At 36.4% G+C, this 25,021-nt stretch carries 26 protein-coding genes; 8 read left to right on the top strand and 18 right to left on the bottom strand.

Annotated elements, in window-relative coordinates; translation table 11 throughout:
- Positions 1-252: 252 nt before the first annotated feature.
- Positions 253-396 (bottom strand): hypothetical protein, encoded by a 144-nt coding sequence (locus tag J2S19_RS14020; RefSeq protein ID WP_307343116.1) that lies wholly within the window; start codon positions 394-396, stop codon positions 253-255.
- Between the two features lie 361 nt (positions 397-757).
- On the opposite strand from J2S19_RS14020, the gene J2S19_RS14015 reads away from it, so the two are divergent.
- The 5 genes from J2S19_RS14015 to J2S19_RS13995 all read left to right on the top strand — a co-directional run bounded on the left by J2S19_RS14015 (position 758) and on the right by J2S19_RS13995 (position 4,052).
- On the top strand, positions 758-1,234 hold the full coding sequence (locus J2S19_RS14015; protein WP_307343113.1) for a glutathione peroxidase: 477 nt from the start codon (positions 758-760) through the stop codon (positions 1,232-1,234).
- A 31-nt stretch (positions 1,235-1,265) separates the two neighbouring features.
- Positions 1,266-1,697, top strand: coding sequence for a MarR family winged helix-turn-helix transcriptional regulator (locus J2S19_RS14010; protein ID WP_307343110.1), 432 nt, complete (start codon positions 1,266-1,268; stop codon positions 1,695-1,697).
- A gap of 544 nt (positions 1,698-2,241) precedes the next feature.
- Complete coding sequence (locus J2S19_RS14005; protein ID WP_307343107.1) at positions 2,242-2,487, top strand: hypothetical protein; 246 nt, start codon at positions 2,242-2,244, stop codon at positions 2,485-2,487.
- A 241-nt stretch (positions 2,488-2,728) separates the two neighbouring features.
- Positions 2,729-3,880: a PstS family phosphate ABC transporter substrate-binding protein gene (locus tag J2S19_RS14000; protein ID WP_307343104.1), complete on the top strand. Its 1,152-nt coding sequence runs from the start codon at positions 2,729-2,731 to the stop codon at positions 3,878-3,880.
- A gap of 40 nt (positions 3,881-3,920) precedes the next feature.
- A complete protein-coding gene (locus J2S19_RS13995) occupies positions 3,921-4,052 on the top strand; it encodes a hypothetical protein (RefSeq protein WP_307343101.1) in 132 nt (43 codons plus the stop codon).
- 25 nt (positions 4,053-4,077) lie between these two features.
- On the opposite strand, the gene J2S19_RS13990 is transcribed toward J2S19_RS13995, so the two are convergent.
- The 10 genes from J2S19_RS13990 to J2S19_RS13945 all read right to left on the bottom strand — a co-directional run bounded on the left by J2S19_RS13990 (position 4,078) and on the right by J2S19_RS13945 (position 13,659).
- On the bottom strand, positions 4,078-4,548 hold the full coding sequence (locus J2S19_RS13990) for a YhfM domain-containing protein (protein ID WP_307343098.1): 471 nt from the start codon (positions 4,546-4,548) through the stop codon (positions 4,078-4,080).
- 42 nt (positions 4,549-4,590) lie between these two features.
- A complete protein-coding gene (locus J2S19_RS13985) occupies positions 4,591-4,929 on the bottom strand; it encodes an immunity protein CdiI family protein (RefSeq protein WP_307343095.1) in 339 nt (112 codons plus the stop codon).
- 12 nt (positions 4,930-4,941) lie between these two features.
- Entirely contained in the window at positions 4,942-5,811 is an 870-nt protein-coding gene (locus J2S19_RS13980) for an RNA polymerase sigma-70 factor (RefSeq protein ID WP_307343092.1), read from the bottom strand.
- Positions 5,801-7,090: a phytoene desaturase family protein gene (locus J2S19_RS13975; protein WP_307343089.1), complete on the bottom strand. Its 1,290-nt coding sequence runs from the start codon at positions 7,088-7,090 to the stop codon at positions 5,801-5,803. Before J2S19_RS13975 ends, J2S19_RS13980 begins: the two co-directional genes overlap by 11 nt.
- A gap of 202 nt (positions 7,091-7,292) precedes the next feature.
- Positions 7,293-8,234, bottom strand: a complete 942-nt coding sequence (locus tag J2S19_RS13970) for a polysaccharide deacetylase family protein (RefSeq protein WP_307343086.1) — start codon at positions 8,232-8,234, stop codon at positions 7,293-7,295.
- A gap of 470 nt (positions 8,235-8,704) precedes the next feature.
- The gene (locus J2S19_RS13965; protein WP_307343083.1) at positions 8,705-8,830 is read right to left on the bottom strand and encodes a hypothetical protein; all 126 of its coding nucleotides are present in this window, start codon (positions 8,828-8,830) and stop codon (positions 8,705-8,707) included.
- Between the two features lie 434 nt (positions 8,831-9,264).
- A complete protein-coding gene (locus J2S19_RS13960; RefSeq protein ID WP_307343080.1) occupies positions 9,265-11,127 on the bottom strand; it encodes an ABC transporter permease in 1,863 nt (620 codons plus the stop codon).
- Positions 11,102-11,866 carry an ABC transporter ATP-binding protein gene (locus J2S19_RS13955; protein WP_307343077.1) on the bottom strand — a complete coding sequence of 255 codons (765 nt, stop codon included), beginning with the start codon at positions 11,864-11,866 and terminating at the stop codon, positions 11,102-11,104. Before J2S19_RS13955 ends, J2S19_RS13960 begins: the two co-directional genes overlap by 26 nt.
- A gap of 87 nt (positions 11,867-11,953) precedes the next feature.
- A complete protein-coding gene (locus J2S19_RS13950; RefSeq protein WP_307343073.1) occupies positions 11,954-12,955 on the bottom strand; it encodes a sensor histidine kinase in 1,002 nt (333 codons plus the stop codon).
- Entirely contained in the window at positions 12,952-13,659 is a 708-nt protein-coding gene (locus tag J2S19_RS13945; protein ID WP_307343070.1) for a response regulator transcription factor, read from the bottom strand. The genes J2S19_RS13950 and J2S19_RS13945 overlap by 4 nt, the downstream gene beginning before the upstream one ends.
- 580 nt (positions 13,660-14,239) lie before the next feature.
- Here J2S19_RS13945 and J2S19_RS13940 point away from each other — a divergent pair.
- On the top strand, positions 14,240-14,371 hold the full coding sequence (locus J2S19_RS13940) for a DUF4023 domain-containing protein (RefSeq protein WP_307343067.1): 132 nt from the start codon (positions 14,240-14,242) through the stop codon (positions 14,369-14,371).
- Between the two features lie 304 nt (positions 14,372-14,675).
- Positions 14,676-14,972, top strand: coding sequence for a hypothetical protein (locus J2S19_RS13935; RefSeq protein WP_307343064.1), 297 nt, complete (start codon positions 14,676-14,678; stop codon positions 14,970-14,972).
- Between the two features lie 194 nt (positions 14,973-15,166).
- Here the strand turns inward: J2S19_RS13935 and J2S19_RS13930 are convergent, their stop codons facing one another.
- From J2S19_RS13930 to J2S19_RS13910, 5 genes are all read right to left on the bottom strand, one after another.
- Positions 15,167-17,032, bottom strand: a complete 1,866-nt coding sequence (locus J2S19_RS13930; protein WP_307343060.1) for an ABC transporter ATP-binding protein — start codon at positions 17,030-17,032, stop codon at positions 15,167-15,169.
- Complete coding sequence (locus J2S19_RS13925; RefSeq protein ID WP_307343057.1) at positions 17,029-18,753, bottom strand: ABC transporter ATP-binding protein; 1,725 nt, start codon at positions 18,751-18,753, stop codon at positions 17,029-17,031. Before J2S19_RS13925 ends, J2S19_RS13930 begins: the two co-directional genes overlap by 4 nt.
- A 19-nt stretch (positions 18,754-18,772) precedes the next feature.
- The gene (locus J2S19_RS13920; RefSeq protein WP_307343053.1) at positions 18,773-19,243 is read right to left on the bottom strand and encodes a MarR family winged helix-turn-helix transcriptional regulator; all 471 of its coding nucleotides are present in this window, start codon (positions 19,241-19,243) and stop codon (positions 18,773-18,775) included.
- 417 nt (positions 19,244-19,660) lie between these two features.
- The gene (locus tag J2S19_RS13915; RefSeq protein WP_307343051.1) at positions 19,661-20,506 is read right to left on the bottom strand and encodes an NAD-dependent epimerase/dehydratase family protein; all 846 of its coding nucleotides are present in this window, start codon (positions 20,504-20,506) and stop codon (positions 19,661-19,663) included.
- 183 nt (positions 20,507-20,689) lie between these two features.
- On the bottom strand, positions 20,690-21,628 hold the full coding sequence (locus J2S19_RS13910) for a coiled-coil domain-containing protein (protein ID WP_307343049.1): 939 nt from the start codon (positions 21,626-21,628) through the stop codon (positions 20,690-20,692).
- Positions 21,629-21,750: 122 nt separating this feature from the next.
- Between J2S19_RS13910 and J2S19_RS13905 the strand changes: the two genes are divergently transcribed.
- On the top strand, positions 21,751-22,656 hold the full coding sequence (locus tag J2S19_RS13905) for a nuclease-related domain-containing protein (RefSeq protein WP_307343046.1): 906 nt from the start codon (positions 21,751-21,753) through the stop codon (positions 22,654-22,656).
- 869 nt (positions 22,657-23,525) lie between these two features.
- Here J2S19_RS13905 and J2S19_RS13900 read toward each other — a convergent pair.
- Together J2S19_RS13900 and J2S19_RS13895 are read right to left on the bottom strand one after the other, a co-directional pair.
- The gene (locus J2S19_RS13900; protein WP_307343043.1) at positions 23,526-24,215 is read right to left on the bottom strand and encodes a hypothetical protein; all 690 of its coding nucleotides are present in this window, start codon (positions 24,213-24,215) and stop codon (positions 23,526-23,528) included.
- Between the two features lies 1 nt (position 24,216).
- Entirely contained in the window at positions 24,217-24,933 is a 717-nt protein-coding gene (locus tag J2S19_RS13895) for a hypothetical protein (protein ID WP_307343041.1), read from the bottom strand.
- Positions 24,934-25,021: the final 88 nt, after the last annotated feature.

Genomic DNA, 25,021 nt, shown 5'->3' with positions numbered 1-25,021 from the left:
CATACCAATAGTTCTATATTACCATGCTTTTAGTCATGTTCATACTTACATTTTTTTGAAGGGAAACTTCTTTTAAAAAGGCTGTTTTCGTAAACATTGTTGCTTTTAACTGAGTTGTCGTTTAGGGTTTGTTTCCGCTACAGTACTCGCTTTCCGCGGGGTGGGTGGTGAGCCTGTCTAGCTCCGGCGGCACGAACAAGCAAACTTCAGGTCACCTCCCTACGATAAGTCATCATCGATTCGCCATTCGGCTCATCGTGATTCCTTTATCTCAGTCGATGCCCCTCCAGTTTGTACGTCGATGGGCAAGCCGCCTACGCTTTTCGTATTCCTCAGCGTAAACGCCTGCGGGGTCTCACCTCTCCCACGCATCCCGCAGGAGTCTCGCACTTCCACTCCAACAAACCCTTAAAAAGGTTAGTGCAAAAAGCCACAAACTTTTAGAAAAGAGCCTTTAAAAAAGAAAATGACTTTGATAGTACCTCTCTTGTTTATCGGGGTCCATCATCCTATGAATTGCGATTAAGTACAATTTCTATTCTACATTTTTAGTAGTCTTCAGGCCTGTCATGAAGGACATTTCTTTCTTCTTCATCATACTTTTTGGTCTTCATCTGATCGTTCACCTAATATTTCACTATTAGTAACCTCATATATATTTCCTTCAACTAGTCCTGTCAGACAAAATTAAAGTTGCTACCAACAAATAAATCGTGTACGATTAAAACGTAAGCGATTTACATGAAGGAGGATTTAAATGCCAACAATTTATGATTTCAACGTTAAAATGCCAAACGGACAAGAAAAGTCTTTAAAGGATTATGAGGGGAAAGCTCTTCTTATTGTTAATACAGCTAGTAAATGTGGACTAACTCCTCAATTTAAAGGATTGCAAGAGCTTTATGATAAGTACAATGAAAAGGGTCTTGAAATTCTAGGTTTTCCTTGTGACCAATTTAATAACCAGGAATTTGATGATATTAGCGAGACGACGGAATTTTGCCAAATTAATTATGGTGTAACCTTTCCTATTTTTGCTAAAGTAGATGTCAATGGTGAGCAGGCAGACCCTCTATTCCAATACCTTAAAAGTCAAAAAAAGGGCGTTATCTCAAAGGCGATAAAGTGGAATTTCACAAAGTTCCTAATTGACCGTGATGGTAAAGTGATAGACCGCTACTCGCCTACAACTGAACCAGCGACAATTGAACGTGACATCATGAGCGTACTATAAGAAACAATCTACTAATTTGGGTGATGATTTTTTGATAGACTTTTTAACATTAAAAAACCAGCTTTGCTTTGCATTATATGAAACATCTAGTGAGTTGACGAAGTTATACACAAATGTATTGAAAGAGTTTGAATTAACCTACCCACAATATTTAGTACTACTCGCCTTATGGAATAAGGATGGCCTAACTGTGAAAGAGCTAGGCAATGAGCTTAGTCTTGGTACTGGGACATTAACTCCGATGCTTGCTAGAATGCAAACAAATGGGTGGTTACGGAAACATCGTTCTACTGAAGATGAACGAAAAGTTTTGATTCATTTGCAAGAAAAGGCTCAGCAACATAAACAAGTAATCACTGAAAAAATCGCATCAGAAATTGAGCTTTGCAATATATCCATCGATGAATATGAGCAATTAATCACTTTGTTACACAGCTTAAAAATGAAAATTACTCATCGATAACTAATCATGGTGACTTAGGACGAAAAGCGTATGACCTATAAGCAAGATCGTGATTATCAATGCATTATAAGTGGTCAGTCACTTCTAAGTCACCTCTTGCTATAAAAAATTCAACCCGATATCACGAAACATTTCACAATCTACAGATAGTTTCCCCCATGACTATAGCTTTCACTCTCGTCATTCATGCTCTAAACAATATGTTAATAAAAATAAAAGAACTAAAGCTTTCACAAGTAAAGGCAAATGAATAAAGGATTAAATATTTATCTGAATTTGAAAAAATGAAAATATTAGAATCAATAACTAGTTCTATGTACCAATTAAGTAAGCACAAAATCTCGTTCTAGATAATATCAAAAATTACATTGACTATCGTTACGCTAATATGTGGATACGAGATGGACAAGGTCAATATGAACAACAGGTTGGACATGGTGAGTTAACTAACAATTCACTTTTAAAGAATAAGGATATTTATATATTTGAACAGCAAATTTATTAATATAACAACGGCTACATGCTAACTTATAACGAGAAAGATATGCACCACCTCCTCGTTATAACCCATGATATGAAAGGTCATCTTATTGGCATTGTCACATTGGAAAAAGAATATCAAAGATTTGCAAAAGGTGAAATTACTTTAGCCCTTACCTTATTAAAACAGGCTTCGATCACGATTGATAATGTGTTCATGTATGAAAAGATGAAAGTAATGGCTATTGTTGATGAGCTTACTGGAATGTATAAGCGCAGATATTTTTATGAAATGACTACGCACGCATGATTTGAAGCTGATACCTCTGATGAACCTTTATCATGCCTCTTATTTGATATTGATTATTTTTAAAAAATCAATGACCGCTATGGACACCTAATCTGTAATAAGGTTCTAATGGAGAAGCTGGCCCTATTATTTAGAGTTCCACTTGTCTTTCCTGCTAAAAATGCTTCCAAATTCCACCTATACAAAAAGGAAATTTATGCTAAAGTAATCTTATAGATAAGTAGTTTAGAAGGAGAAATGCATGAAAACATTCGCTACTGTTATAACGGTTTTATTTTTCATCATTGGTGGATTTATTGCAACAATTATTGCAAGTCTATCCAGACATGCTGAGTTTTACGGAACATTTGTACCAATTACAGCTGCAGGCTTAGCTACTATCATGATTTTGGCTATCCATGGTCATATGAAAAAGAAATTTGTAAAGCAAATTGCTATTAGCTTTGTCGCAATTTGTATGATTTCGCTCATTTGCTTTGAAGGTTACCAGGCTTATATAAAAGGCCTAGAAGTCGTTAGTAATCAGGATGTGGACTTATCTGAGTATCAGCCATTTCAAGAGAATACAAAGGCAGTCATGTTAAATGAACCATCAACATTTAAAATTGACGATATTGAAAACCTTCCACGATTAGATGGGGCAACAGCATTATACCCGGTCTATGCTTCTTTTGGTCAGGCTGTCTATCCGAAAAAGGACTATTCATTAGAGGAGAGTGAAATTGTCTCATCCCAAACAAGTGGTGCCTTTGACAAGCTTATCCACGGTTCAGCTGACATCGCATTTATGGCACACCCATCTGAAGAACAAATGAATTATGCGAAAGATCTTGGAGTTGAATTAACGTTAACTCCGATTGGGAGAGAAGCTTTTGTTTTCTTCGTACATACGAATAATCGTGTTGATGAACTTACACTAGAGCAAATTAAGTCCATTTATGCTGGCGAAATAACTAATTGGCATGAGGTTGGTGGAGATAAAGAAGAAATTAAAGCCTTTCAACGACCTGAAGGAAGTGGTAGTCAATCTGCACTCCAAAAGCTAATGGACGGGAAGCATTTAATGGAGCCTCCTTCTGAAGATATTGTATCAGCAATGGGTGGAATCATCGAAGAGACAAGCAATTATCAAAACAGAAAAAATGCTATCGGCTTTTCTTTCAGACATTTTTCACAAAACATGGTTACCGGTGGGAAGATTAAACATCTTGCAATTGACGGCATTCCTCCTACAATAGAGACAATTCAAAATGAAACATATCCTATTGTTTCTGAATTTTACGCCATCACAGCTGGGAGTAAAAACCCACATGTAAAACCTTTTCTCGATTGGATGCAATCTGAACAAGGTCAAGAGATTGTGAATCTGTCTGGGTATGTACCCTTGAAATAACTTTTGAAAAAAGGAAATATTAAATTTGGAGGTCTGTTGTTTGGCTATTTTCATTGTCATTATCTTACTCATTTATTTATATGACTTCACTAAGTTAAGAAGTCAAAACGCAAAAATAATTGAACAAAATGATAAAATTATTTCCCTTTTAGAACAATTAAATAAAAAGTAATCAAAAGGAGCATATGGTATATCCACTACAAATGCTCCTTTTTAATAGCTACCTGAATTAATTGCCTTAACTCATTTGTAACTTGAATCGTCGTTTCATACGTTACATCATCACCAATATAGATAAATGTACTTGGTTCATTCTCTTGTCCTAGCCAAAGATGCATGCCATGAGTAGGCAGCTCTCCTCCATCCTTATCCTCCTCATACTCAACCATAACATCATATTGTGGAGGGTCGTCTTTTACTTTACCCGGTTTGTGAACTGCAGTTGTTATTGACTTTTCAAATACATTTATTGCATGTTGATCGGTAAAAGACGTAAGAATATCTTCATTCATTCCACCTAGACCTTTTGAAATCGATAATTTCACACCAGATACTTCTGCATCTAAAAGTGTCATTGTTTCGTTCGGCACACATCCCGATAATAGAACGAAAAATATCACAATGCTAACTACTAATTTATACAACGATGTTATCTTTCTTGTTTTCATCATAGCCTCCGACATTTTGTTCAGCTTTCATCATATTCCTCTTTATAGTGTAGCATAGAACCTCGCACTTGTTGATGGAATGAACGTTATGTTGTATAAATCACCCAACTCCATTGCCAACTCATTTACTAGTAATTTACCAATCTGGTTAAATTTATTTTCAAGTAATAATCCATTTTGACGTAAAGTATCCGTCTCCCAATCAATCCATAAGCCATAACTAGACGACCACTCAAACAATTTTTTTACTAAAGCTTCTGATACATCAAAGTCTTCCACTTCTAAATTGCACCCGCATTCCTTGCACCAAACCGGGTCTGCACCTACATCCCCTTCTAGTTTTAAATTATTTGTCTGTCCTGTTTCACATAAGCAGTTCAACGATGCTTCACCTCATTTAATATGTGCTAATTTTTCTGGATTCATCACAATGTATATTTTATCCATTACCTCATTATCAACCTGAAAACATATAACACTATGTGTCTGATGATTCACACGGTTAACAAGCCCTATCTGTCCATTAATTTCGGCTTGTTCAAATACAAAGTCTTGTGGTAGCTTTGATGCAACCCCTAGTAGGAATGCCAAGACACGGTCTCTTTGATAGATTGGTTTAATTGCTGCCTTGACAATGCCACCACCATCAGAATATAAAATAACATCTTCTGACATCAATTTGATTACTTCATTCATTTTCCCTTCTTGAAAAGCTTTTATGAAGCTTTGTGTAATATCACGATTTTTTCCATTATTTAATGTTGTTTCATAAGTTTTCGATCGAATTTTTTGTTTCGCTCTCTCAAGAAGCTTGCGACAATTAGCTTCCGTTTTATCTAGTATTTGTGCGATTTCACTATACTTAAAACTATACCCCTCCTTTAAAATAAACACCGAGCGTTCATTAGGGGCTAGCTTCTCCATCATGAATAAATATGTGAAGGATAGCTGTTCATCATCTAAATATTGGTTAAGTAAATCTTCACCATTTCCTTTTAAATAGGGTTCAGGCAACCAAGGTCCTACATAAACCTCACGTTTCTTCCTAGAAGATTTTAATAAATCAAGTGCACGGTTTGTGGCGATTTTACAGAGGTATGCTTTTTCATTTTGTATGGCATACAGGTCCTGTTGAAAAAAAGTTAAAAATGTATCTTGAACAATATCTTCCGCCTCAGATACAGTTCCTACCATCTTATAAGCGATTGAAAAAAGTAATGGTTTATAACGTGTATAAAGGTCTTCGATATGATTAGCTTCCAATCGATGCACTCTCCTTACCGTTTAAAATTGCTACTGCTTCTTCGGCCGAATGAATTGCCGCCTCAGCCAACATCCAATCATCACTAACCCATTCCCCAGCTAATATAAGGCCCGGAAACTCGGACAAAGCACTTGCTAAATACTTCTTTTTTCCTGGTTCATGGATTCGATGTGACACAATTACATTTGGCATAAATCGTTTCGTTACTAAATATTCCCGCCAATTCGGCTGATTTTTTCCTAAAAAAGTTGCTAGTAAGTGCTCGGGTATACTTTTCTCTTGTGGTGTAAGATATTTCATTACATGTATGACGTGGTGATTTGGATGATATGTGAGTTTCGCTCCTTTTGAATGGTTGGAATAATAATAAGCATTGTCAAGATCTAGTGAAAAGTGCTGTTTCGCGTTAGGTAAATGTTTCAAGGTAACATCAAGACATGTTGCTCTTACCGGAATACATGTTTGTAATTGCCCTCCTAACTGACTTTCCTCTATACCTTTTACTAATCTCAAGAGTTCTTTTGGTGGAACTGTTGCAACAATCGATTCCGCATCCAGCTCCCTCAACTCACCTTCTTCGTAATATAATACAGATTTATTCGTATTTGTTATCTTTATTTCCTCCACCTTACACTGCTTTACTAAATCCACACCAAGATTTGCACTTTTTTCAGTGAGTTGGTCTATAACAGATTGCCAGCCCCTGTTCACATATAGTGCTCCCCCTAGTGAAAGTTGCAGCTGACGAAGTGTGACCCCTGCGTTTACGATTTCTGGTGCATTTGTATAACAAGCCAATCTACAAAACATATAAACGACTTGTTGAATACGTTCCGAAGAGATTTCTTGCTCAACCCATTGTTTTAATGTATGATTTTCGTAATTTTTCGGATTAATCTTGGCTATTTTCCACATTAAATAAGCAAATTCCTTTTTTTCTTTCCAATTTAGCAAACCTGTACTTACTACACTTTGAACATCACTAGGCAATGTAAATGCCTCATCATGACTAAAAACAACCCCCTTCAAACTCGGAGAACCACCATTCATGCGAATTCCTAAAGCTTCCAAGCTCTTAACTGCTTTACCTTTTTTGTAAAAAGCATGAGGACCTAAATTGTACATCGATCCGGAAACATCCTTCGTACTCGCTCTACCACCAAATGAAGTTCCTTTATCAAGTACTGCTACACGTTTCCCACTTTTTGCTAAATATAGTGCTGCTGTTAATCCAGCTAGACCTCCACCGATTACGATGACATCATACTTTTTATTCAACAAAAAAACACTCCCTTTCATCACTTTATACACGTGACGATTAAAGCAGTGTTTTTGTGACAGTGAGCTTTTAAAAAATTATTGAGGAAAGCTAAGATGAAATCTGTATTAAGTGTGACTTACACATTTGCTCCTAGCAATCTATGTTTATTTGGGATAAAGGGGGTAATAAAAAACCCTCAAAAGATGAGGGTTGAATTTATTAAGAAAGTTGAATTGGAGTCATAGATGAATCCAATGCTTTCAATTCATATTTTTGTTTTTTTAAATACTCCAACAGTTTTGGAAGATGCTTTAATGTTTCTGGCCTTTCATGCAATAGAATCACAATCGGTTCGTCTGGGTGTCGCTCATAACCTAACTGCTCGATAACGGAAGTGACAAACCGCTCATTTCTTAATTGCCAATCTCGACTATCAATATTCCAATCCCATAATTTATAGCCCTCATTCGAAACTGCTTGTTTATATGTATCCGTCATGTGTGGATAGCTCCCATACGGAGTACGAATTAAATCCGTCTTAACGCCCGTTAATTCAAAAACAGTTTGCCTTGCCTGATTCATTTCACCTAAAACAGATTTGCTAGATTGATAGAATTTTTTTCTATCATGCGTAACTCCATGTAATCCAACACTATGACCATTTTTCACCATTTGTTTCACTGCATTCGGATATTCCTTCATTTTCCCATCAAGCATAAAAAAGGTTGCCTTTGCATTATACTCATCGAGTACAGTGAGAATTTCATCTGATACTTCATGCGGGCCATCATCAAAGGTAAGGTAGACGACATTTGATGCAGGATTAGCTGTTTCCTTAGGTTGTTCCTTTTCTTCTGCATTAATCGCAATTTCTTGTACATCCGTTTCAGACTCTTTCTTTTCTTGTTTACGACTATCCTCTTTTGTTGCGGTTAAATCATTTGGCAGTTCCTTTGCTTTCACTTGCATTACTTGATTATCCTTTTCCTTTTCTGATACTGCATCCTTGACCTCTGTTGCGGCATCTGCTTCGACTGAAGCTTTAGAATGTGATAGATTATAAGAATAAACAAATAAAAGAATAACAAAGCAAAGTAATCCGATTTCCCCAATCAGTCTTCTCCTTCTTTTCTGCTTGTTCTTTGCCTTTTGACGCTGCATCTTCCCCATACCTTCTTTACATAAATATTCTCACTTATTAGACGTTTCATATTACAAAAATGTTACACTAAACTTCAACATTTTACAAATATTGATATAGTTATAGTTTAATAAAATACATGGATCGACATCTTTTTATGATTGAGGATATATTTGCTCGATTATTGCTTAATAATTAGTTATAGTTATGGATTAATTGCAGCATCAGCACGGCAGCAAAGCGGGGAGTTAGTGAGCTTCATAGCCACGTCGTCATGTATGGCAAACTTTTGATTAGCTCCCAAAGATAAATCATTACCAATTGCCGTTCTTTACTTTCATCGAATTATGAAGAGCAGTTCTCGTCTACTCCCCCTCATTTTTGACCTTTATCTTTGATGAAGGACATTTTGCGCCTGTTCTTTTCCCTATTTGGTCTTCATCGCTTTGATGAAGGACATTTTACTTCTGTTCTTTTTCTCTTTTGGTCTTCATCGCTTTGATGAAGACCATTTTACGCCTGCTCTTTTTCTTTTTTGGTCTTCATCCCTATCATGAAGGACATTTTGCGCCTGCTCTTTTTCTCTTTTGGTCTTCATCGCTTTGATGAAGGACATTTTGCGCCTGCTCTTTTTCTTTTCTGGTCTTCATCCCTATCATGAAGGACATTTTGCGCCTGCTCTTTTTCTCTTTTGGTCTTCATCGCTTTGATGAAGGACATTTTACGCCTGCTCTTTTTCTTTTCTGGTCTTCATCCCTATCATGAAGACCATTTTACGCCTGCTCTTTTTCTTTTTGGTCTTCATCTCTCCCATGAAAGACGAATCTCTACTCCCTCTCTAGCCGAACACCTTCATCCCTAGTATGTAGAACAAATTAATTCTCTCTAAAATGTACATCGTATAAAGTCGAAAATGTACATATCTTGGCATTTATATTAAAACGGTTTATGAGTAAAGCCTTCCTCATTTATCGAATCCATGACTTATGAAGCGTGTTTATGGTTTCATCAACCTTATTTATAAAAAAATAACCGGGGACAGTCCCCCAGTTACAGTGCAGCCTTAATTTGCTTTGTATAGAAAAAACGTACAATAAAAAAGTACACAATTTGAATAGCTAAAAATACGGATAGCACGATTACCGATTCTTTTACTATATTGAATTGGAAGAGGTTTGATAAAGCAGTAAGTGCTACAGCTCCATGGATAAGCGCCACAATAATCGGGGCGAAAAAAAGAATTATTGTTTGTCTGTTTAGTACCTTTTTTAATTCTTTTTCGGTTAGACCCATCTTCGAAATTGACTTGAACTTTTGTTTATCCTCATCTAAATCCATATAGAGCCTAAAATAAAGGAAACTACCAGCTGATACGAAAAAGACAATTCCAATAAATAGTCCGACAAATAAAACAGGTCCGTAAAACTTCATGATTTCATAAACCTCATATTCGACTGACGTAAACTCATGTCTTGGAATTTCCTTATAGAGACGTTCTGATGCGGATAACACTTCAGCTTTACCATCCACTACTTGCCACACATAAACACCTTGCTCAGAAATCGGTTTAGGCAAATTTTGATAATCATGATCTGAAACAATGTAATAGGATTCTAACGCAGGTATTGCCTTCGAACTTATCTCATCAACAGGTTTCAATGTGTTACCCGTCGTTAACGTAATTGCTTTATCGAGTAAATTCTTGGGTGCTTCAAAGCTTGCACCTTGGAATTTAACAACTAGAGCTTCTCCTTCTTTGACATCTACCTTTGTTTCACCAATGAGAGTTGCAAAATTGTTATAATCAGCTTCACTGGCAATCATGACCTGAGTCGCATCCATTTCAAAATTTGTTAAAATCATATGGGCTGTTTCTGTTTTTATATCTTCTTCAGCCAATATTTCATTAATCCGTTCTACCTTTTCTGCTTCACCTTCCTCATGAGGTGTAAATTTAAAGGTAGTATAGTTTGCCTGTTTTATTCCAGAAGTAAGAACTGATTGGAAACCGAATAAAGAGCCGATTGCACAAAAAGCAACCGTTGATACCATTGCTACCATAAAAAACGTTCTGGCATTGTCCTTCATACGAAACGCTAAATCAGAGAATAATAGCATATTCGTCTTACTCCAAAAAATATGTTCATTCTTTTTCAATCTTCTAATTAAATAGACACTTAATTGGGTGAATAGCAGATACGTACCGATCGTTACAACAATGATGACAGGGAGCATTGCAAAAACAACCATAACACCTTGTACTAAAAGTGCCGCAATATAACCTGAACCAAGTAACAACACTGCTAGAATTGTTAAAATAAGATGTGCTTTAGGTTCTCCCTTTGACATTTTATTTCCCTTAATTAATTCAATTAGTTTTTTACTTCGTAATACATATGTCACAAAGATAGAAATAATAAAGAACAAGAGCAAGAATGAAATGAAAGTTATACTAATTGCCTTTGTTGGAAAATAAAAGGGTAGTGCGCTTTCAATGATTAACACATTCTCTGCTACTAACAAGATAACCTTCGCAAACGCGAGGCCTAATAAGATACCACCTATCGTTGCTAGTAAACCAATTAACATGTTTTCTAAGAATACCATCAAACGGATTTGCTTCATCGACATGCCTTGCATCATGAGCAGACCAAATTCCTTCTTACGGGATTGTAAAAACGAGCTCATTGAGTACAAAATAAAGAAAAAAGAGAAAACATAGATAATTCCTGCGGATGTTCCCATGCCCTTTGTCACTACTCTGTTCATCTCATCTCCACTTAATGAGGGATGATTAGCAAAAATTGAAAAGGTAAAAAACACCATCACTGTGAATAGACTGCTTAGAAAATACGCAGCATACAGTCTTTTATTACGAATGACGTTATTAAACGCGAATTGACGAAAGGTCATGTGCATCCCCTCCTAGTAAAGAAAGTGTGTCAATAATTCTTTGGAAGAAGGCTTGCCTGTTATCACCACGGTGAATTTCTGAATAAAACTTTCCGTCACGGATAAAGACAACACGATTACAGTAACTAGCTGCTAGTGCATCATGTGTTACGAGCATCATCGTTGTCCCATCTTGCTTATTAATTGTTTCAAGCATTTCCATTACAGCTTTTGATGATTTAGAATCAAGATTTCCTGTCGGCTCATCTGCAAGTAACAGCTTTGGCTGATGGATCATCGCTCTCGCAACAGCTGCCCTTTGTGCTTGTCCTCCAGATATTTCATAGGTGCGCTTTTTCATAATGTCTGTAATCCCTAATTTTTTCGCAATCATGTTAGCCTTTTCTTTCATTTCCTTTACTTTTTTCCCTTCTAGCGTAAGGGGAAGAACGATATTTTCTTCAACTGTTAATGTATGAAGTAAATTAAAATCCTGAAACACAAAGCCTAATTCTCGTCTCCTAAATTTCGCTAGTGCATCCTTCTTTAATTTATGAGGATTTCTTTCATCGATTAGAACTTCGCCTGTAGTTGGCTCATCAATTGTCGCAATCAAGTTTAATAGTGTCGTTTTCCCACTACCTGAAGGTCCCATAATTCCAACAAATTCACCAGTATTAATCGTTAAGTCAATGTCTGTTAATGCTCTGTAGGCAATTTTACCTTCATATATTTTACTTACTTGTTTTACACTTAGCATCACAAGTTCTCCCTTCATAACTTACTAACTTGTGATTAGTATATACCGATACTGCACTTCACAAAATCGATCTATCTTTCAGTTTCCTTACAAGGCTGTAAGGTTTTGAGTCTTACTAAACACAATACGGAATGTGGACCCTTCATTAACTGATGATTCAAGCTCAATTCGGTGACCTAATTGGTCAATTGCTTCTTTTGTTAAATAAAGCCCCATCCCTGTTGATTCGCGAAATTTCCTCCCATTTTCTCCAGTGTAGAAAGGCTCGAATACACGGCGCTTATCCGTTTCAGGAATGCCTACACCAAAGTCCTTCACTTCTATACAAGCTTCACCAGCTACTTCATATAAAGATATAATGATTTTCTTACTTTTATCCTTTGAATACTTTACGGCATTGTTAACTAGTTGAGAGAGAATAAAGTACAACCACTTTTCATCTGTTTCAACTGTAATTCCTTCCCGGCTTTCTAACATTGTTGGATATACTTGATTACGTATAAAAAAACGTTTATTTTCTTTATTAACTTCACTGATCACTTTCGACAATAACACAGGCTTAATATGAAAATCTTGCTCAATCGTACGAAGCCTCGCCATATAAAGAATCGTATTTAAACCAACCTTCATTCGTTCTGTCTCTTCCCGAACATTCGAGGAATCAGGTTCATCAAGATTCTGTGCGATCAGTTCAATCACCGATAATGGGGTCTTCATTTGATGTACCCACTGATTCATAAACTTAAGATGCTCCTCTTGTGTTGCCTCCAGAGTTTTTATCCGTTTCTGATAAAGCTGATATTGCTCTTTTAACAGGGTATCAAGTGCTTCTGAAACAGGGGTAAGATCTGACTTTTGCAAAGATTGGTCTAAAGTATTCAATTTATGACTCAGCCTGGCATAAAACTTTCGTCTGCTGTAATAATTAAAGATAAGGTAGCCACTAAGCAGGAGCAGTCCTAGGAATACGGAATACAGTGCAGGCATTAATCTGTGGTATCCATCAAGCCAATAAATTGATAAAACAAGAAAAAATTGTAGTATTTGCACTACAATTAATAACATATGCTCCCTTATAAATAACCTCATGAATCATCCACCTCCTGCCACGATACATGAAGGCGATACCCTGCACCTCTAACTGTTTCGACGGCACCTTTTATACCAAGTGCTTCAAATTTCTTTCGTACTCTCGTAATGTTCACATTTAAAGTATTATCATCCACATATGCTTGGTCATCCCAAATCTTTTCGAGGAGATCTTCGCGACCAGCAACACGAGGATACCGTTCCATTAGGCTTTCAATAATATCTGCTTCATTTTTAGATAATGTAACAGTCTTCGTTTGAAACACTAGTTCAAGTCGTTCCAGAAATAAAATTAAACCTTCCCTTTCTAACTTCCGTTCATCCGCTTGTATCGCATATTCTCCATAAGCTCTGCGCAGGTGACTCCTTATTTTCGCCATGACAATTTCAGGGTGAAACGGCTTTGTAATAAAGTCATCTCCGCCATTTTCTAACGCCATCACTTGGTCCATCTCTCCAACTCGTGCAGAAATAAAGATAACCGGGCATATCGATTCTTTCCTAATTTGACGACACCAATAATACCCATCAAAGCTAGGAAGATTTATATCTAATAATACAAGGTCCGGTTTATATGTACGAAATTCATCCATAACTCTTTCAAAGACTGTAACGACGTTTACATCATAACTGTATTTTTTTATATAGGTCTGCAAATGCTCTGCAATTTTTGGGTCATCTTCAATAATTAATATGCTATGCACCTAGTTCACTCCTCTTCATATGCAAATTATGACATAAAAAATGTCGTAATAAAATAACGTACATTCTAAAAACACTTTGCCTACATTGGTGGTGTTTCACACTTGAAGAAATAAAAGTATGGCTGTTTTCGTAAACATTGTTGCTTTTAACTGAGTTGTCGTTTAGGGTTTGTCTCCTCTTGCAGTACTCACGGGTAGCGGGGTGGGTGGTGAGCCTCATAGCTCCTTGCGGCTACCCTTTATCAAACTTCAGGTCACCTCCCTACGATAAGTCATCATCGATTCGCCATTCGGCTCATCGTGATTCCTTTGGTGTTAGTCGATGCCCCCCAGTTTGTACGTCGATGGGCAAGCCGCCTACGATTTTCGTTCTCTTCAGCGTAAACGCCTGCTCACGTCTCACCTCTCCACGCATCCCGCAGGAGTCTCTCAGGTCAGCTCCAACAAACCCTTAAAAAGGTTAGTGCAAAAAGCGACAATCTTTTAGAAAAGAGCCAAAATTAATTACCATTTACATTTCTGTATTAAAAATTGACCATAGGAAAACTTAACAATGAGAAAAAGTACGAGGAGGGTTATGATGGATAATACACATGAATTCGTAGAAGAGCTACATGAAAGACAAAGAAAAGCTGAGCAAAATGAAAAGCGCCAAGGTAAAGCACAAGCAAACCGAAAGCTTCCTAATAAACAACATAGTACAAATAAATAATTTGCATGAACAAAAATGAGGTTGACTCAAAAATATCTCCCCGTAAACACAATGTATGATAAAGAATCCTCTCTATCATCAGTGTGTAGCAACGGATATAACTGAAAAATTTGAGTCAACCTCTTTACTATTGCCTCGAATTATAGCTATATTCCCACCCTTATTACTGTTCACATTATTAAGTCACCCAACAAAAACAAAATGCAATCTTTCATCTTGAACGCCAAGAGTAAATATATTACAATTAATTTGTATAAAGTAAACTTTTTGTAGTTAAGGCAACTCTTAAAATAGGAAGGTGAAGGTGACTACAATGCTTTATGTTCAAATAATTGTATCTGCCTGTGTTCTCTTAATTGGCAGGCTCATGTTTTATCAATTCGTCAGGAAGGATCCTTGGTATGTGCTTGCATTAAGATATTGCGGATATATTGGATTAACAATCATTAGCAATCTGTTTATAGGAGTATTTTGGACTTGGATTTGGATTATAGGCTTGCCACTAGTCGGTTTAGTTAGTCATTTCATTTTTATTAAGGTGAAAGGGTTCCATTTTTTGAAACCAGGAGAAGAGTATGATAAATATCGTGGTTGGAAGTAGTTTTTTAATCTATGCATATTAACGAGCAATTGAAAGGTCTATTTCTATCTAATTTTTGATACAGATATAACTCAGATTCTCATCATCTTCTAGCTTAAGAGCCCACATGATGTACAGCAGCTACCTTAAGGAGTGATAATAGCAGTTAAACTGTACTAAAAAAGAAAGCTACCTAAAAAGATAGCTTTCGAATATTATCCAACTGCTTGCTCTGAAAATTGACTATTGTATAAGTCAGCATAGAAACCATTTTGTTCGAGTAATTGCTCATGTGTGCCTTGCTCGATAACACTGCCTTGGTCCATAACGAGGATGAGGTCAGCATCACGGATTGTCGAGAGTCGGTGTGCAATAACGAAGCTCGTTCTACCTTCTAATAAGCGGTTCATTGCTTGCTGGATAAAGACCTCTGTTCTCGTATCAACACTTGATGTTGCTTCATCCAAAATCATAATTGGCGGATTAGCTAGAACAGCTCTAGCAATTGTTAATAATTGTTTTTGACCTTGTGAAATATTGGACGCCTCTTCATTTAGGACTGTCTCATATCCGTCAGGTAACGTTCTGATGAAGTGATCGGCATGGGCAATCCGTGCGGCTTCAAAGATTTCCTCATCTTTTGCGTCTTCTTTTCCATATGCTAAGTTTTCTTTTATTGTCCCGTTGAACAACCATGTATCTTGTAGTACCATTCCGAAACTTTTCCTTAAGTCAGAACGTGACATTTCTCTTGTGTCTAGACCATCAATTTTAATCTTTCCGCCATTTAACTCATAAAAGCGCATTAAAAGGTTAATTAACGTTGTTTTTCCAGCGCCTGTTGGTCCGACAATCGCAACAGTTTGGCCTGGGGATACTTGGATATTCATATCTTTAATGAGTAGGTCCTCACCATAACCAAAATCGACATGTTCAAATTCAACTGACCCTTTCGCTCTTTGTAAGCTTGCTACATTCACTTCCTTTTGTTCCTCTTCCTCATCAAGCAATTCAAATACTCGTTCTGCTGCAGCAACTGTTGATTGTATAATGTTTGCAATATTTGCTGTTTGTGTAATTGGCTGAGTAAATTGCTTTGAATACGTGATAAACGCTTGGATATCTCCGATTGTAATTGCTCGTTGCGTAACGAGTATTCCGCCGACGACACTTATGACGACATAGCTAAGATTTCCGATGAAGAACATAATTGGCATGATAATTCCTGATATAAATTGTGCTTTACTACCGGATTCATATAATTTCTCGTTAACTTCATCAAACATTTCTCCTGCTTTTTTCTCATAACCAAACGCTTTGACAACTTGATGCCCTGTATACATTTCCTCAATATGCCCGTTCAAATCACCTAGTGTTTTTTGCTGGTCAGCAAAGTACTTTTGCGAACGGGCTAATATTGGCTGAATCGCAAAGAGTGAAATAGGCAGACTGAGAACTGTAATTAATGTCAATAGAGGACTAATAAACAGCATCATAATGATAATACCAACGATCGTCACGATTGATGTAATAAATTGTGTTAAACTCTGCTGAAGTGTACTGCCGATTGTATCGATATCATTGGTGACACGACTGAGTGTTTCACCATTCGATCTTCCATCAAAATATTTTAATGGCAATTTCTCAAGCTTTTCATTTACATCTTCCCTTAAGTCATAAACAGTATTCTGTGCAACAGAAGACATCAAATATTGTTGCAAGTAGCTAAATAAACTACTTATTACATACAGACCAGCAAGTGTAAGGAGTATTTGACCTATTTTCTCAAAGTCAATTTTTGCATCTGGTACACCTTGCAGCTTACCGTAGGCTCCTTCAAAAAGTACTGTAATCGCATTTCCCATTATTTTAGGACCAACAATCATAAAAACGGTACTTAAAATTGCCGCAATAAACACCGCGATTAACGTATTACGACGAGGTTTTAAATAACCTAACAAACGTTTTAAAGTGGCTTTGAAGTTTTTTGGCTTTTGCCCCATCATCGCCATCGGACCACCACCGTGACCGTGCCCATGACCCGGAGGACGACTGCCGTGAGAATTGTTATGCTTACTCATGCAATTTCCTCCTCTGTTAGCTGAGATTCAACGATTTCCTTGTAAACATCATTCATTTCCAGTAACTCTTCATGAGTCCCAATTCCTGCTATCTGACCATGATCTAATACGATAATACGGTCAGCATCAACTACAGTACTAACACGTTGAGCAACTAAAAGCACCGTAGCATCCTTTGTTTCGTCCTTTAAGGCAGCACGAAGTCTAGCGTCTGTTTTAAAATCTAATGCTGAAAAGCTATCGTCAAATATATAAAGATCTGGCTTGCGAACAAGAGCCCTTGCAATTGAAAGCCTCTGTTTTTGCCCACCTGAAAGGTTCGAACCGCCTTGTTCAATTTCCGATTGATACCCTTCTGCCATTTTTGAAATAAAATCTTCAGCTTGAGCGATTTTGGCAGCATGTGCAATTTCCTCATCTGTAGCATCTTCCTTACCCAAACGGATGTTATCTGCTATAGTCCCAGTAAAAAGCATTGCTTTCTGTGGAACGAAACCAATTTTAGAACGAAGCTCTTCTTGTGGAACTTCGCGAATGTCTACTCCGTTGACACGAATCATACCGCTGGACACTTCATAAAAACGTGGTACAAGGTTCACTAACGTTGATTTTCCAGATCCTGTTCCACCTATGATTGCAGTTATCTCACCTTTGTTTGCACGGAATGAAATATTTGTTAATGCAGGCTCTTCTGCTCCTGGGTAACTAAATGTAACATTGTCAAATTCTAATGTGCCATGTTCAATATTTGCTTGCTTCGTCCCTTCATCTTTAAAAGATGGTGTCATTTCTAACACTTCATTAATCCTTTTCGCTGAAACGGCAGCTCTTGGAATCATCACAAACATCATCGACGCCATGACTAATGCGAACATGATTTGCATGACATATTGGATAAATGCCATTAAATCACCAATTTGCATTGCACCATTATCAATTCGTAATCCACCGAACCAAATAATTGCAACAACAGTCAAATTCATGACTAGCATCATAACCGGCATCATAAAAGCCATCACTTTGTTTACCTTAATAGATACATCTGTTAATTCCTTGTTTGCTTGTTTTAAACGCACCTTTTCACTTGTTTCGCGATTAAAGGCACGGATGACCCGAATCCCTGTTAAATTTTCCCGAAACACTAAGTTTAACTTATCCAACCGTTTCTGTACTGTTTGGAATAGCGGCATCCCTTTTTTAAAGATAAGTAAAATTGCACCAACTAAAACAGGCATTGTCACTAAAATAACTAATGATAATTTTGCATCCTTTGACACCGCCATAATAATCCCGCCGACTAACATAATCGGGGCACTAATGACCATCCGCAGCATCATAATCACAACTTGCTGAACTTGAGTAATATCATTCGTCGTTCTCGTAATGAGTGATGCAGTCCCGACTTCATCAAATTCTTGGAGGCTAAATTTATCAACATGATAAAAGACTTTCTTTCGGATATCTCTCCCTAATCCCATTGCAGCTCTAGCAGAGTAGTAACTAGCAATAACTGAAGCAATGGCACCAAGTGCAGAGACTAAAAGCATGATCCCACCGGTTCTCCAAATAAATGGTGTATCACCTAAAACTACACCTTTATCAACGATATCAGCCATTAAGGTCGGTAAAAAAAGCTCTGCCATCGATTGCAAAAAAATAAGAGCAAAAATCGCTATAATCATCCATTTATAAAACTTCAACTCTTTTAATAGTTTAATCAACTTTTGTACCCCCTTATGATTAGTCTTTGATTTCTAAGTATTCTGCAATTTGTTGATGTAATTGAATTAATTCAGTGTATTGTTGATCTGACAAAGATTCGGTTGCATGTTGAAATGCTTCCTGAACACCTCCTGCTTGTAGGTGAATATCGTTTAATAACCTACTCCCCTTTTCTGTAATCATCAACAGCATTTCCCGACGATTCCCTTCAACTTGCTGACGAGTTAATAAACCTAATTGGACTAAATCATTGACTGCTTGACTTAACGTACTTTTTGGCAGAAATGTTTCCTCCCCAACTTTCTTCTGTGTCATTTCCTTTTGCATTGAAATAGTTATTAATGAAATATACTGCGGAACGGTTAATCCATTTTCTAATGCTGTATTTTGAACTAATCGCATCATATTTTTATGCACATCATAAAACGACCGTAATAATGCGACAGAGCGTATCATGACAGGATTATCATAATCCATCTGTTGATTCACCATCCTCACCATCTAATTGTTCACTAACGAACAGTTTATACTTGAACTTTATACTTCTATCATGAAATAGTCAATGAAGATGCGCATTTATTTTCCCCATATTATGGGTGAAATCTCAAAGTGGAAAACAAGTGTGTAAGAGGAATACTTGAGAAGCTCTACATTGCTACCCTAGTAGCAACTGTTATAGATTTAGAAACCAGTATTGGAAAGCTGCACTCTCCTGTCGATGGGTACCCGCTTTATCGATAATATTGGCCGATTTTAATCAAACTATCGCAAATGACATTTATATATTGAAGCAATTATAACGAAAGTAAGTGCTTAATGGTAAAGCCTATTGAATTATTGCTTATTAGAATAAGAAACAGTAAATAGGACAGAAGGAGCTTTCTCCTTCTGTCCTATACGTTCTACTTATTTTACATATTCTCTCCATTTATGAACCGGCTGCCACTTTAATAATTGTTTAGCTTTTTCATTGTTTAAGAGAGCATCAAAACCTGTTATTTCCTTACGAAACTCTTTTACGGTTGGATAAACTGTTTCCATTAATTGTTTACTTTCAATATCCATACTCGTATCATCTGCTCCGATATTTAAAGCGACTGAACCAAGTCCGTCAGTCTCGACCGCAAGACGATAAGCCGTTGCTGCATCCCTTGCATCGATATAGCTCCATAAAATCGTTTTTCTTTCTTCAGGATTATGGATGAATCTTGGGAAGTTTTTATACATCTCGGGTGTTACCACATTGCCAAGTCGTAGAGAAACAACTTGCATCCCTGTTCGATGATGGATCATATCGGCTGTCTTTTCATTGACGATTTTAGATAAACCATAGCTTTCTTCTGGTAATTGTGGATGTTCTTCATCAATTGGCACATATTGCGGAACGATTGGTCGCTTTGCAAAGCATATTCCATATGATGACTCACTAGATGAAATGACGGCTTTCTTAATTCCTAAAGTGCCTGCTGCTTCTAAAATATTGTAAGTAGACATTACATTATTTTTGAATGTTACTTCATTCGGATGTGAGTATGCGACCGGTATTGCGGCTAAATGTACAACAGCATCAGCACCCGCTAATACACCATAAACTTCACCTAAATTTGTTAAATCAGTTATCACTGTCTCACATAAGGCATCATTTGGATGTTTTAAATCAGCATTCACAACGTGATAACCATTTTCTAAAAATTCATTGATGACCTCTCGACCTAAAAGACCGCTACCACCTGTTACGACAACTTTTTTCATAATTACCTCCGTAATTGACAACCATTTTTTTGAATAAACCGGTTACATTTTTTGAAAACAATAATGGTAAACAATCAAGTTAGTTTGTTTACCATATAAACTAAGTTTAGACGAATATTAATTAAAAGCAAATAAACTGCTCATAACAAACTCCCAGTATGGTATGAACAGCCCTTCATTTCATTATAACTTCTCAATAATGTGTTGTTTTTCTTGTTGAATTCTCTTAAGTTCACGATTTTTTTCATCATATTGATTTTCTAAACCTTGAACAATCGTATGAACCCGCTCATTTTGTTGTTTCGCTTGCTCTAGTGAACGATTAATTTTTCCTTGCACCATATAATCTGCGATAAACCCATCAAAGAAGAAATCGGCAAATTTGAGCATATCAGAAATATTCACTTCAATTTGTGCAGTTTCTTGTACATCCAATAATTCTTTTTGAAATTGTCGCATTCTTGTCTGTGCTTGGTGAAGTGATTTTTCTGCCTCATCAATATGCTGATGCTTGACCATTCCAGTAATTGTCCCACCACCTAGCATATCCCACGTCCCCCAATTTTCTGCCTTTTCTAGGGATGTAATCGCTTTTTGAAGTGAATTTTTCACATTCTGACCAGCGTTAATTGCTTCATCGAGTTCGATTATATATGCTTGAAGTCTTCCTTCAAGTGAGCTTAATTCAAAAATCTTCTCAGTATATGGAGTCGAACTCGTCTTTATCATCTCTTCTTTTTGCTTGAGAAGTTGTTGGTATCGATACTCCGCATTTTCTAGTTGAATAAGCTTCTCACTTATAAGAATCATTGCATCATCAATTTCAACCCGCGTTTTTTTCGCTTCCTCCAACTTATGCTTAGCAGCTAAATATTCCTGTTTTTCTACCGATAGCTTTTCATCCTTTTTTCCAGATAAAGTTGCAAATAAGTTTGTCAGGCTAAACCGTTCTAACTTTTCTACATCCTCCTGTTCGGACTGTAACCTACTTTCTAATTGAGCTAGTCTATGTTCAATTGCCTCAAGTTCATCTTTATAATCCTCTAACTGTGCCTCATATTTATCCTTTTTCCGTAAATGACCTTGAATTTCTATGAGCTGCTCATTAATTTCTGAAAACATGAATATCCCCCTAAATCCTATTACATTTTTATACGTTTTATTTTTGAAAAGGTTTCATGATTGATTACTCGACATGATTCAATATAATTGAATTGTAGGAAAAATTATGAAAGGAGTAGAAGATGATTTACAAGGAACGCGTTGAATCGACCGAGCTGCTCATCTTGAAATCATTGAACAATCGCAGCGAATTATCTGAAAAGGAGAGGCAATATTATCTTAACATTAGTAAAGGATTTGAGGGTGAAACACTATTTGACTCCATGATAAATACAATTGAAGGAGAATCCATCATCTTAAATGACTTACTATTCAAACAAAATCACACACTATTTCAAATTGATTCTTTAACCATCCTATCAGACACTATCTACATGTTTGAAATAAAAAACTATGAAGGAGATTACTATTATGAATCTGACAGGTTATACAAACAACCAAAAACTGAAATAACAAACCCACTAAACCAATTGAGTAAAAGTGAACTGCTTTTACGTCAGTTAATACAAGGCCTTGGATATAACCTATCCATTAAGGCATACGTTATTTTTATTAACCCCACGTTTACTCTTTACCAGGCACCTCTGAACAAACCATTTATCTTACCAACACAATTACAAAGATTTATAAGCACCCTTGATTCCAAATCCTCAAAAATGAACCAAAAGCATCGCACACTCGCAAACAAATTACTTTCTTTACATTTAAAAGATTCTCCTTTTAATAACTTACCAAACTATGACTATGACAAACTGAAGAAGGGGATTACATGCACTGCCTGCGGGTCACTCCATATGATTACTATCGGACAAAAATGTATCTGTCAAAACTGCGGTGTTCAAGAAAAGGTAATAAATGCGGTGTTGAGAAGTGTACACGAGTTCAAACTTCTTTTTCCAAATGAAAAGGTTACGACAAATGTGATTTATGAGTGGTGTAAGATTATTGATTCAAAAAAAAGAATTAGGTATATCCTACAAAATAATTATAAAAAATTCGGTGTTCACCAATGGATGTATTATGAGTAATGAACAATTAGTCAAAGAATAGGATAATGTTTAAAAGTTGTTTTTATTTATGAGTTTAATACTTTTGACCGAATGATGGTAATAGCATTGTTCGGTCTTTTTTTATGGAAACAGATGCATTTATTTGAACATGAGTTTATCATTACCTTGATGAAGGACATTTCTCGGCTGTTCTTTTTTTATTTTGTCCTTCATCGAGTTGATGAAGGACATTTCTAATCTACTCTTTTTCTGTTTTGGTATTCATCGAGTTGATGAAGGACATTTCTAATCTGTTCTTTTTTATTTTTGTCCTTCATCGCTTTGATGAAGAACATTTCTCGGCTGCTCTTTTTCTATTTTGGTCTTCATCGAGTTGATGAAGGACATTTCTAATCTACTCTTTTTCTATTTTGGTCTTCATCGAATTGATGAAGGACATTTCTAATCTACTCTTTTTCTGTTTTGGTCTTCATCGAATTGATGAAGGACATTTCTAATCTGTTCTTTTTTATTTTTGTCCTTCATCGCTTTGATGAAGAACATTTCTCGGCTGCTCTTTTTCTATTTTGGTCTTCATCGAGTTGATGAAGGACATTTCTAATCTACTCTTTTTCTATTTTGGTCTTCATCGAATTGATGAAGGACATTTCTAATCTACTCTTTTTCTGTTTTGGTCTTCATCGAATTGATGAAGGACATTTCTAATCTACTCTTTTTTATTTTTGTCCTTCATCGAATTGATGAAGGACATTTCTAATCTACTCTTTTTCTATTTTGGTCTTCATCGAATTGATGAAGGACATTTCTAATCTACTCTTTTTTACTTTTGGTCTTCATCGCTTTGATGAAGGACATTTCAACCTTACTACTAACTATAATGATCACGATCACTCCCCAACAACACCGTCTATCTCATTTTCATCTAATAATCTAACATCCTCATAATTTTCACCGTAAGAATAACCAATTCCGTGTAGTGTTTCTTCAGGGAATATAATATGATCATCAGCATTATATGTCATAAATCCATAAGAAATATTTTCCTTAACCCCATCCATTATAGGCAGCCAAAATTCAGGGATTTCACGGAGTCCATATGAACCTTCATCGACTGTAATGTTATGGCTTAGTTCAATTCTTGGTAAGTAGATTTCTTTGTTGGATGAGGAAGAGAACCCTCTTTCTCTTATGTAAAATATAGCGAATGATTGGATTTGGTCTTTAGGGTGATAATTCCAAACGATTCGATAGGTTGAGAGGTTATTATGCTTTATTTTCCAAACTGTTGGTTCACCACTTGTAGTAATTCTAATAGGTGCCCAGCTCCCGTGCTGCCATTCCCATAAACTGATTCCATACTCATTTTTTTCAGTAATAAATGGAGCAAATACATGACTGTCATCGATAAAAATCGTGTCTTGAATGGTCTCGGGATTGGCGTCTGGGATGTTTTCATTTATTTGTTTAACTAACTGCTGGTGAGTAAGAAATGGAGCTGGCTTTGAAAAGTAGATTAAAATGATGCCGATGCCTATTACAATTCCTAATATGGCGAAGAGTAATTTTTTTTGCCTCACATTAATTCACCTCTTCGATAAAGGGTTCAGCAGAGCGAAAATACACTTGGTCATCTGAGGTCGTTACCAATAGGCCTCTTCCGTCATCCTCTATATAGATTGTTGCGACAATACCACTTCCCCATTTTGCTGATGCATCGATAAGTTCATAAGGAAAACGCTCATCCCGTTTGTTTGATTCGTCAATATATGTTTCAGAATACCATTCCGAACTAAAAAAACCTTCTTGTTTCATTGACGAAAGTTGAGTTCGCAATTTTTCCTTGTCTAGGGTGATGCTTTCTCCTGATGGATGGATAGTGTGAACGGATGCAGATTGGATATTCGCAAGAAAAGTTCCAGGATTTTCTTTTGAAAAGAACATATTGTTAATAGGTAGTGAGATGAGTGCAAAAGCTAGAAAGAGGTAATTCGCACAAAAACCTAACCATGCATATTGGCGGTATCTTTGCCATCTCCCTTCTTTTTTCTTAAGATATAGAAATAAAAGCCAAACACCTAGTGGCAATATTGCTATTTGTAACTGCAAATCATTCAAATGTAGAGAAAAAGAGAAAAGTCCAATGATACAAACGAGCAATACCTTCCTTTTCATTGGTTTTATATCTTGTTTTTTGTATATTCGACTGGCCATAAAGAGTATAATTGACCAATTAATAATAACGGTTATGAAATCTATAATATTTAATGTAAATCCTGCTTGACCATTCATCCCCACACATTCACTCCTACGTTATAGTTATTACTAATACTATAATGGGAATTTCATATTAAGTATTTATTAAGGATAAAAATATTGGATTTAA

The sequence above is a fragment of the Metabacillus malikii genome (assembly GCF_030813355.1).
Taxonomy (GTDB): Bacteria; Bacillota; Bacilli; order Bacillales; family Bacillaceae; genus Metabacillus; species Metabacillus malikii.
This window is presented reverse-complemented; position numbering and strand designations above follow the sequence as displayed.

Bases quoted from the DNA above. Each gene is read 5' to 3' on its own strand.
- J2S19_RS14000 (WP_307343104.1), top strand. From the start codon at position 2,729: ATGAAAACATTCGCTACTGTTATAACGGTTTTATTTTTCATCATTGGT.
- J2S19_RS13930 (WP_307343060.1), bottom strand. From the start codon at position 17,032: ATGAGTAAGCATAACAATTCTCACGGCAGTCGTCCTCCGGGTCATGGG.
- J2S19_RS14005 (WP_307343107.1), top strand. From the start codon at position 2,242: ATGCACCACCTCCTCGTTATAACCCATGATATGAAAGGTCATCTTATT.
- J2S19_RS14015 (WP_307343113.1), top strand. From the start codon at position 758: ATGCCAACAATTTATGATTTCAACGTTAAAATGCCAAACGGACAAGAA.
- J2S19_RS13940 (WP_307343067.1), top strand. From the start codon at position 14,240: ATGGATAATACACATGAATTCGTAGAAGAGCTACATGAAAGACAAAGA.
- J2S19_RS13990 (WP_307343098.1), bottom strand. From the start codon at position 4,548: ATGAAAACAAGAAAGATAACATCGTTGTATAAATTAGTAGTTAGCATT.
- J2S19_RS13970 (WP_307343086.1), bottom strand. From the start codon at position 8,234: ATGCAGCGTCAAAAGGCAAAGAACAAGCAGAAAAGAAGGAGAAGACTG.
- J2S19_RS13910 (WP_307343049.1), bottom strand. From the start codon at position 21,628: ATGTTTTCAGAAATTAATGAGCAGCTCATAGAAATTCAAGGTCATTTA.
- J2S19_RS13905 (WP_307343046.1), top strand. From the start codon at position 21,751: ATGATTTACAAGGAACGCGTTGAATCGACCGAGCTGCTCATCTTGAAA.
- J2S19_RS13955 (WP_307343077.1), bottom strand. From the start codon at position 11,866: ATGCTAAGTGTAAAACAAGTAAGTAAAATATATGAAGGTAAAATTGCC.
- J2S19_RS13950 (WP_307343073.1), bottom strand. From the start codon at position 12,955: ATGAGGTTATTTATAAGGGAGCATATGTTATTAATTGTAGTGCAAATA.
- J2S19_RS13915 (WP_307343051.1), bottom strand. From the start codon at position 20,506: ATGAAAAAAGTTGTCGTAACAGGTGGTAGCGGTCTTTTAGGTCGAGAG.
- J2S19_RS13965 (WP_307343083.1), bottom strand. From the start codon at position 8,830: ATGTCCTTCATCAAAGCGATGAAGACCAAAAGAGAAAAAGAGCAGGCG.
- J2S19_RS13960 (WP_307343080.1), bottom strand. From the start codon at position 11,127: ATGACCTTTCGTCAATTCGCGTTTAATAACGTCATTCGTAATAAAAGA.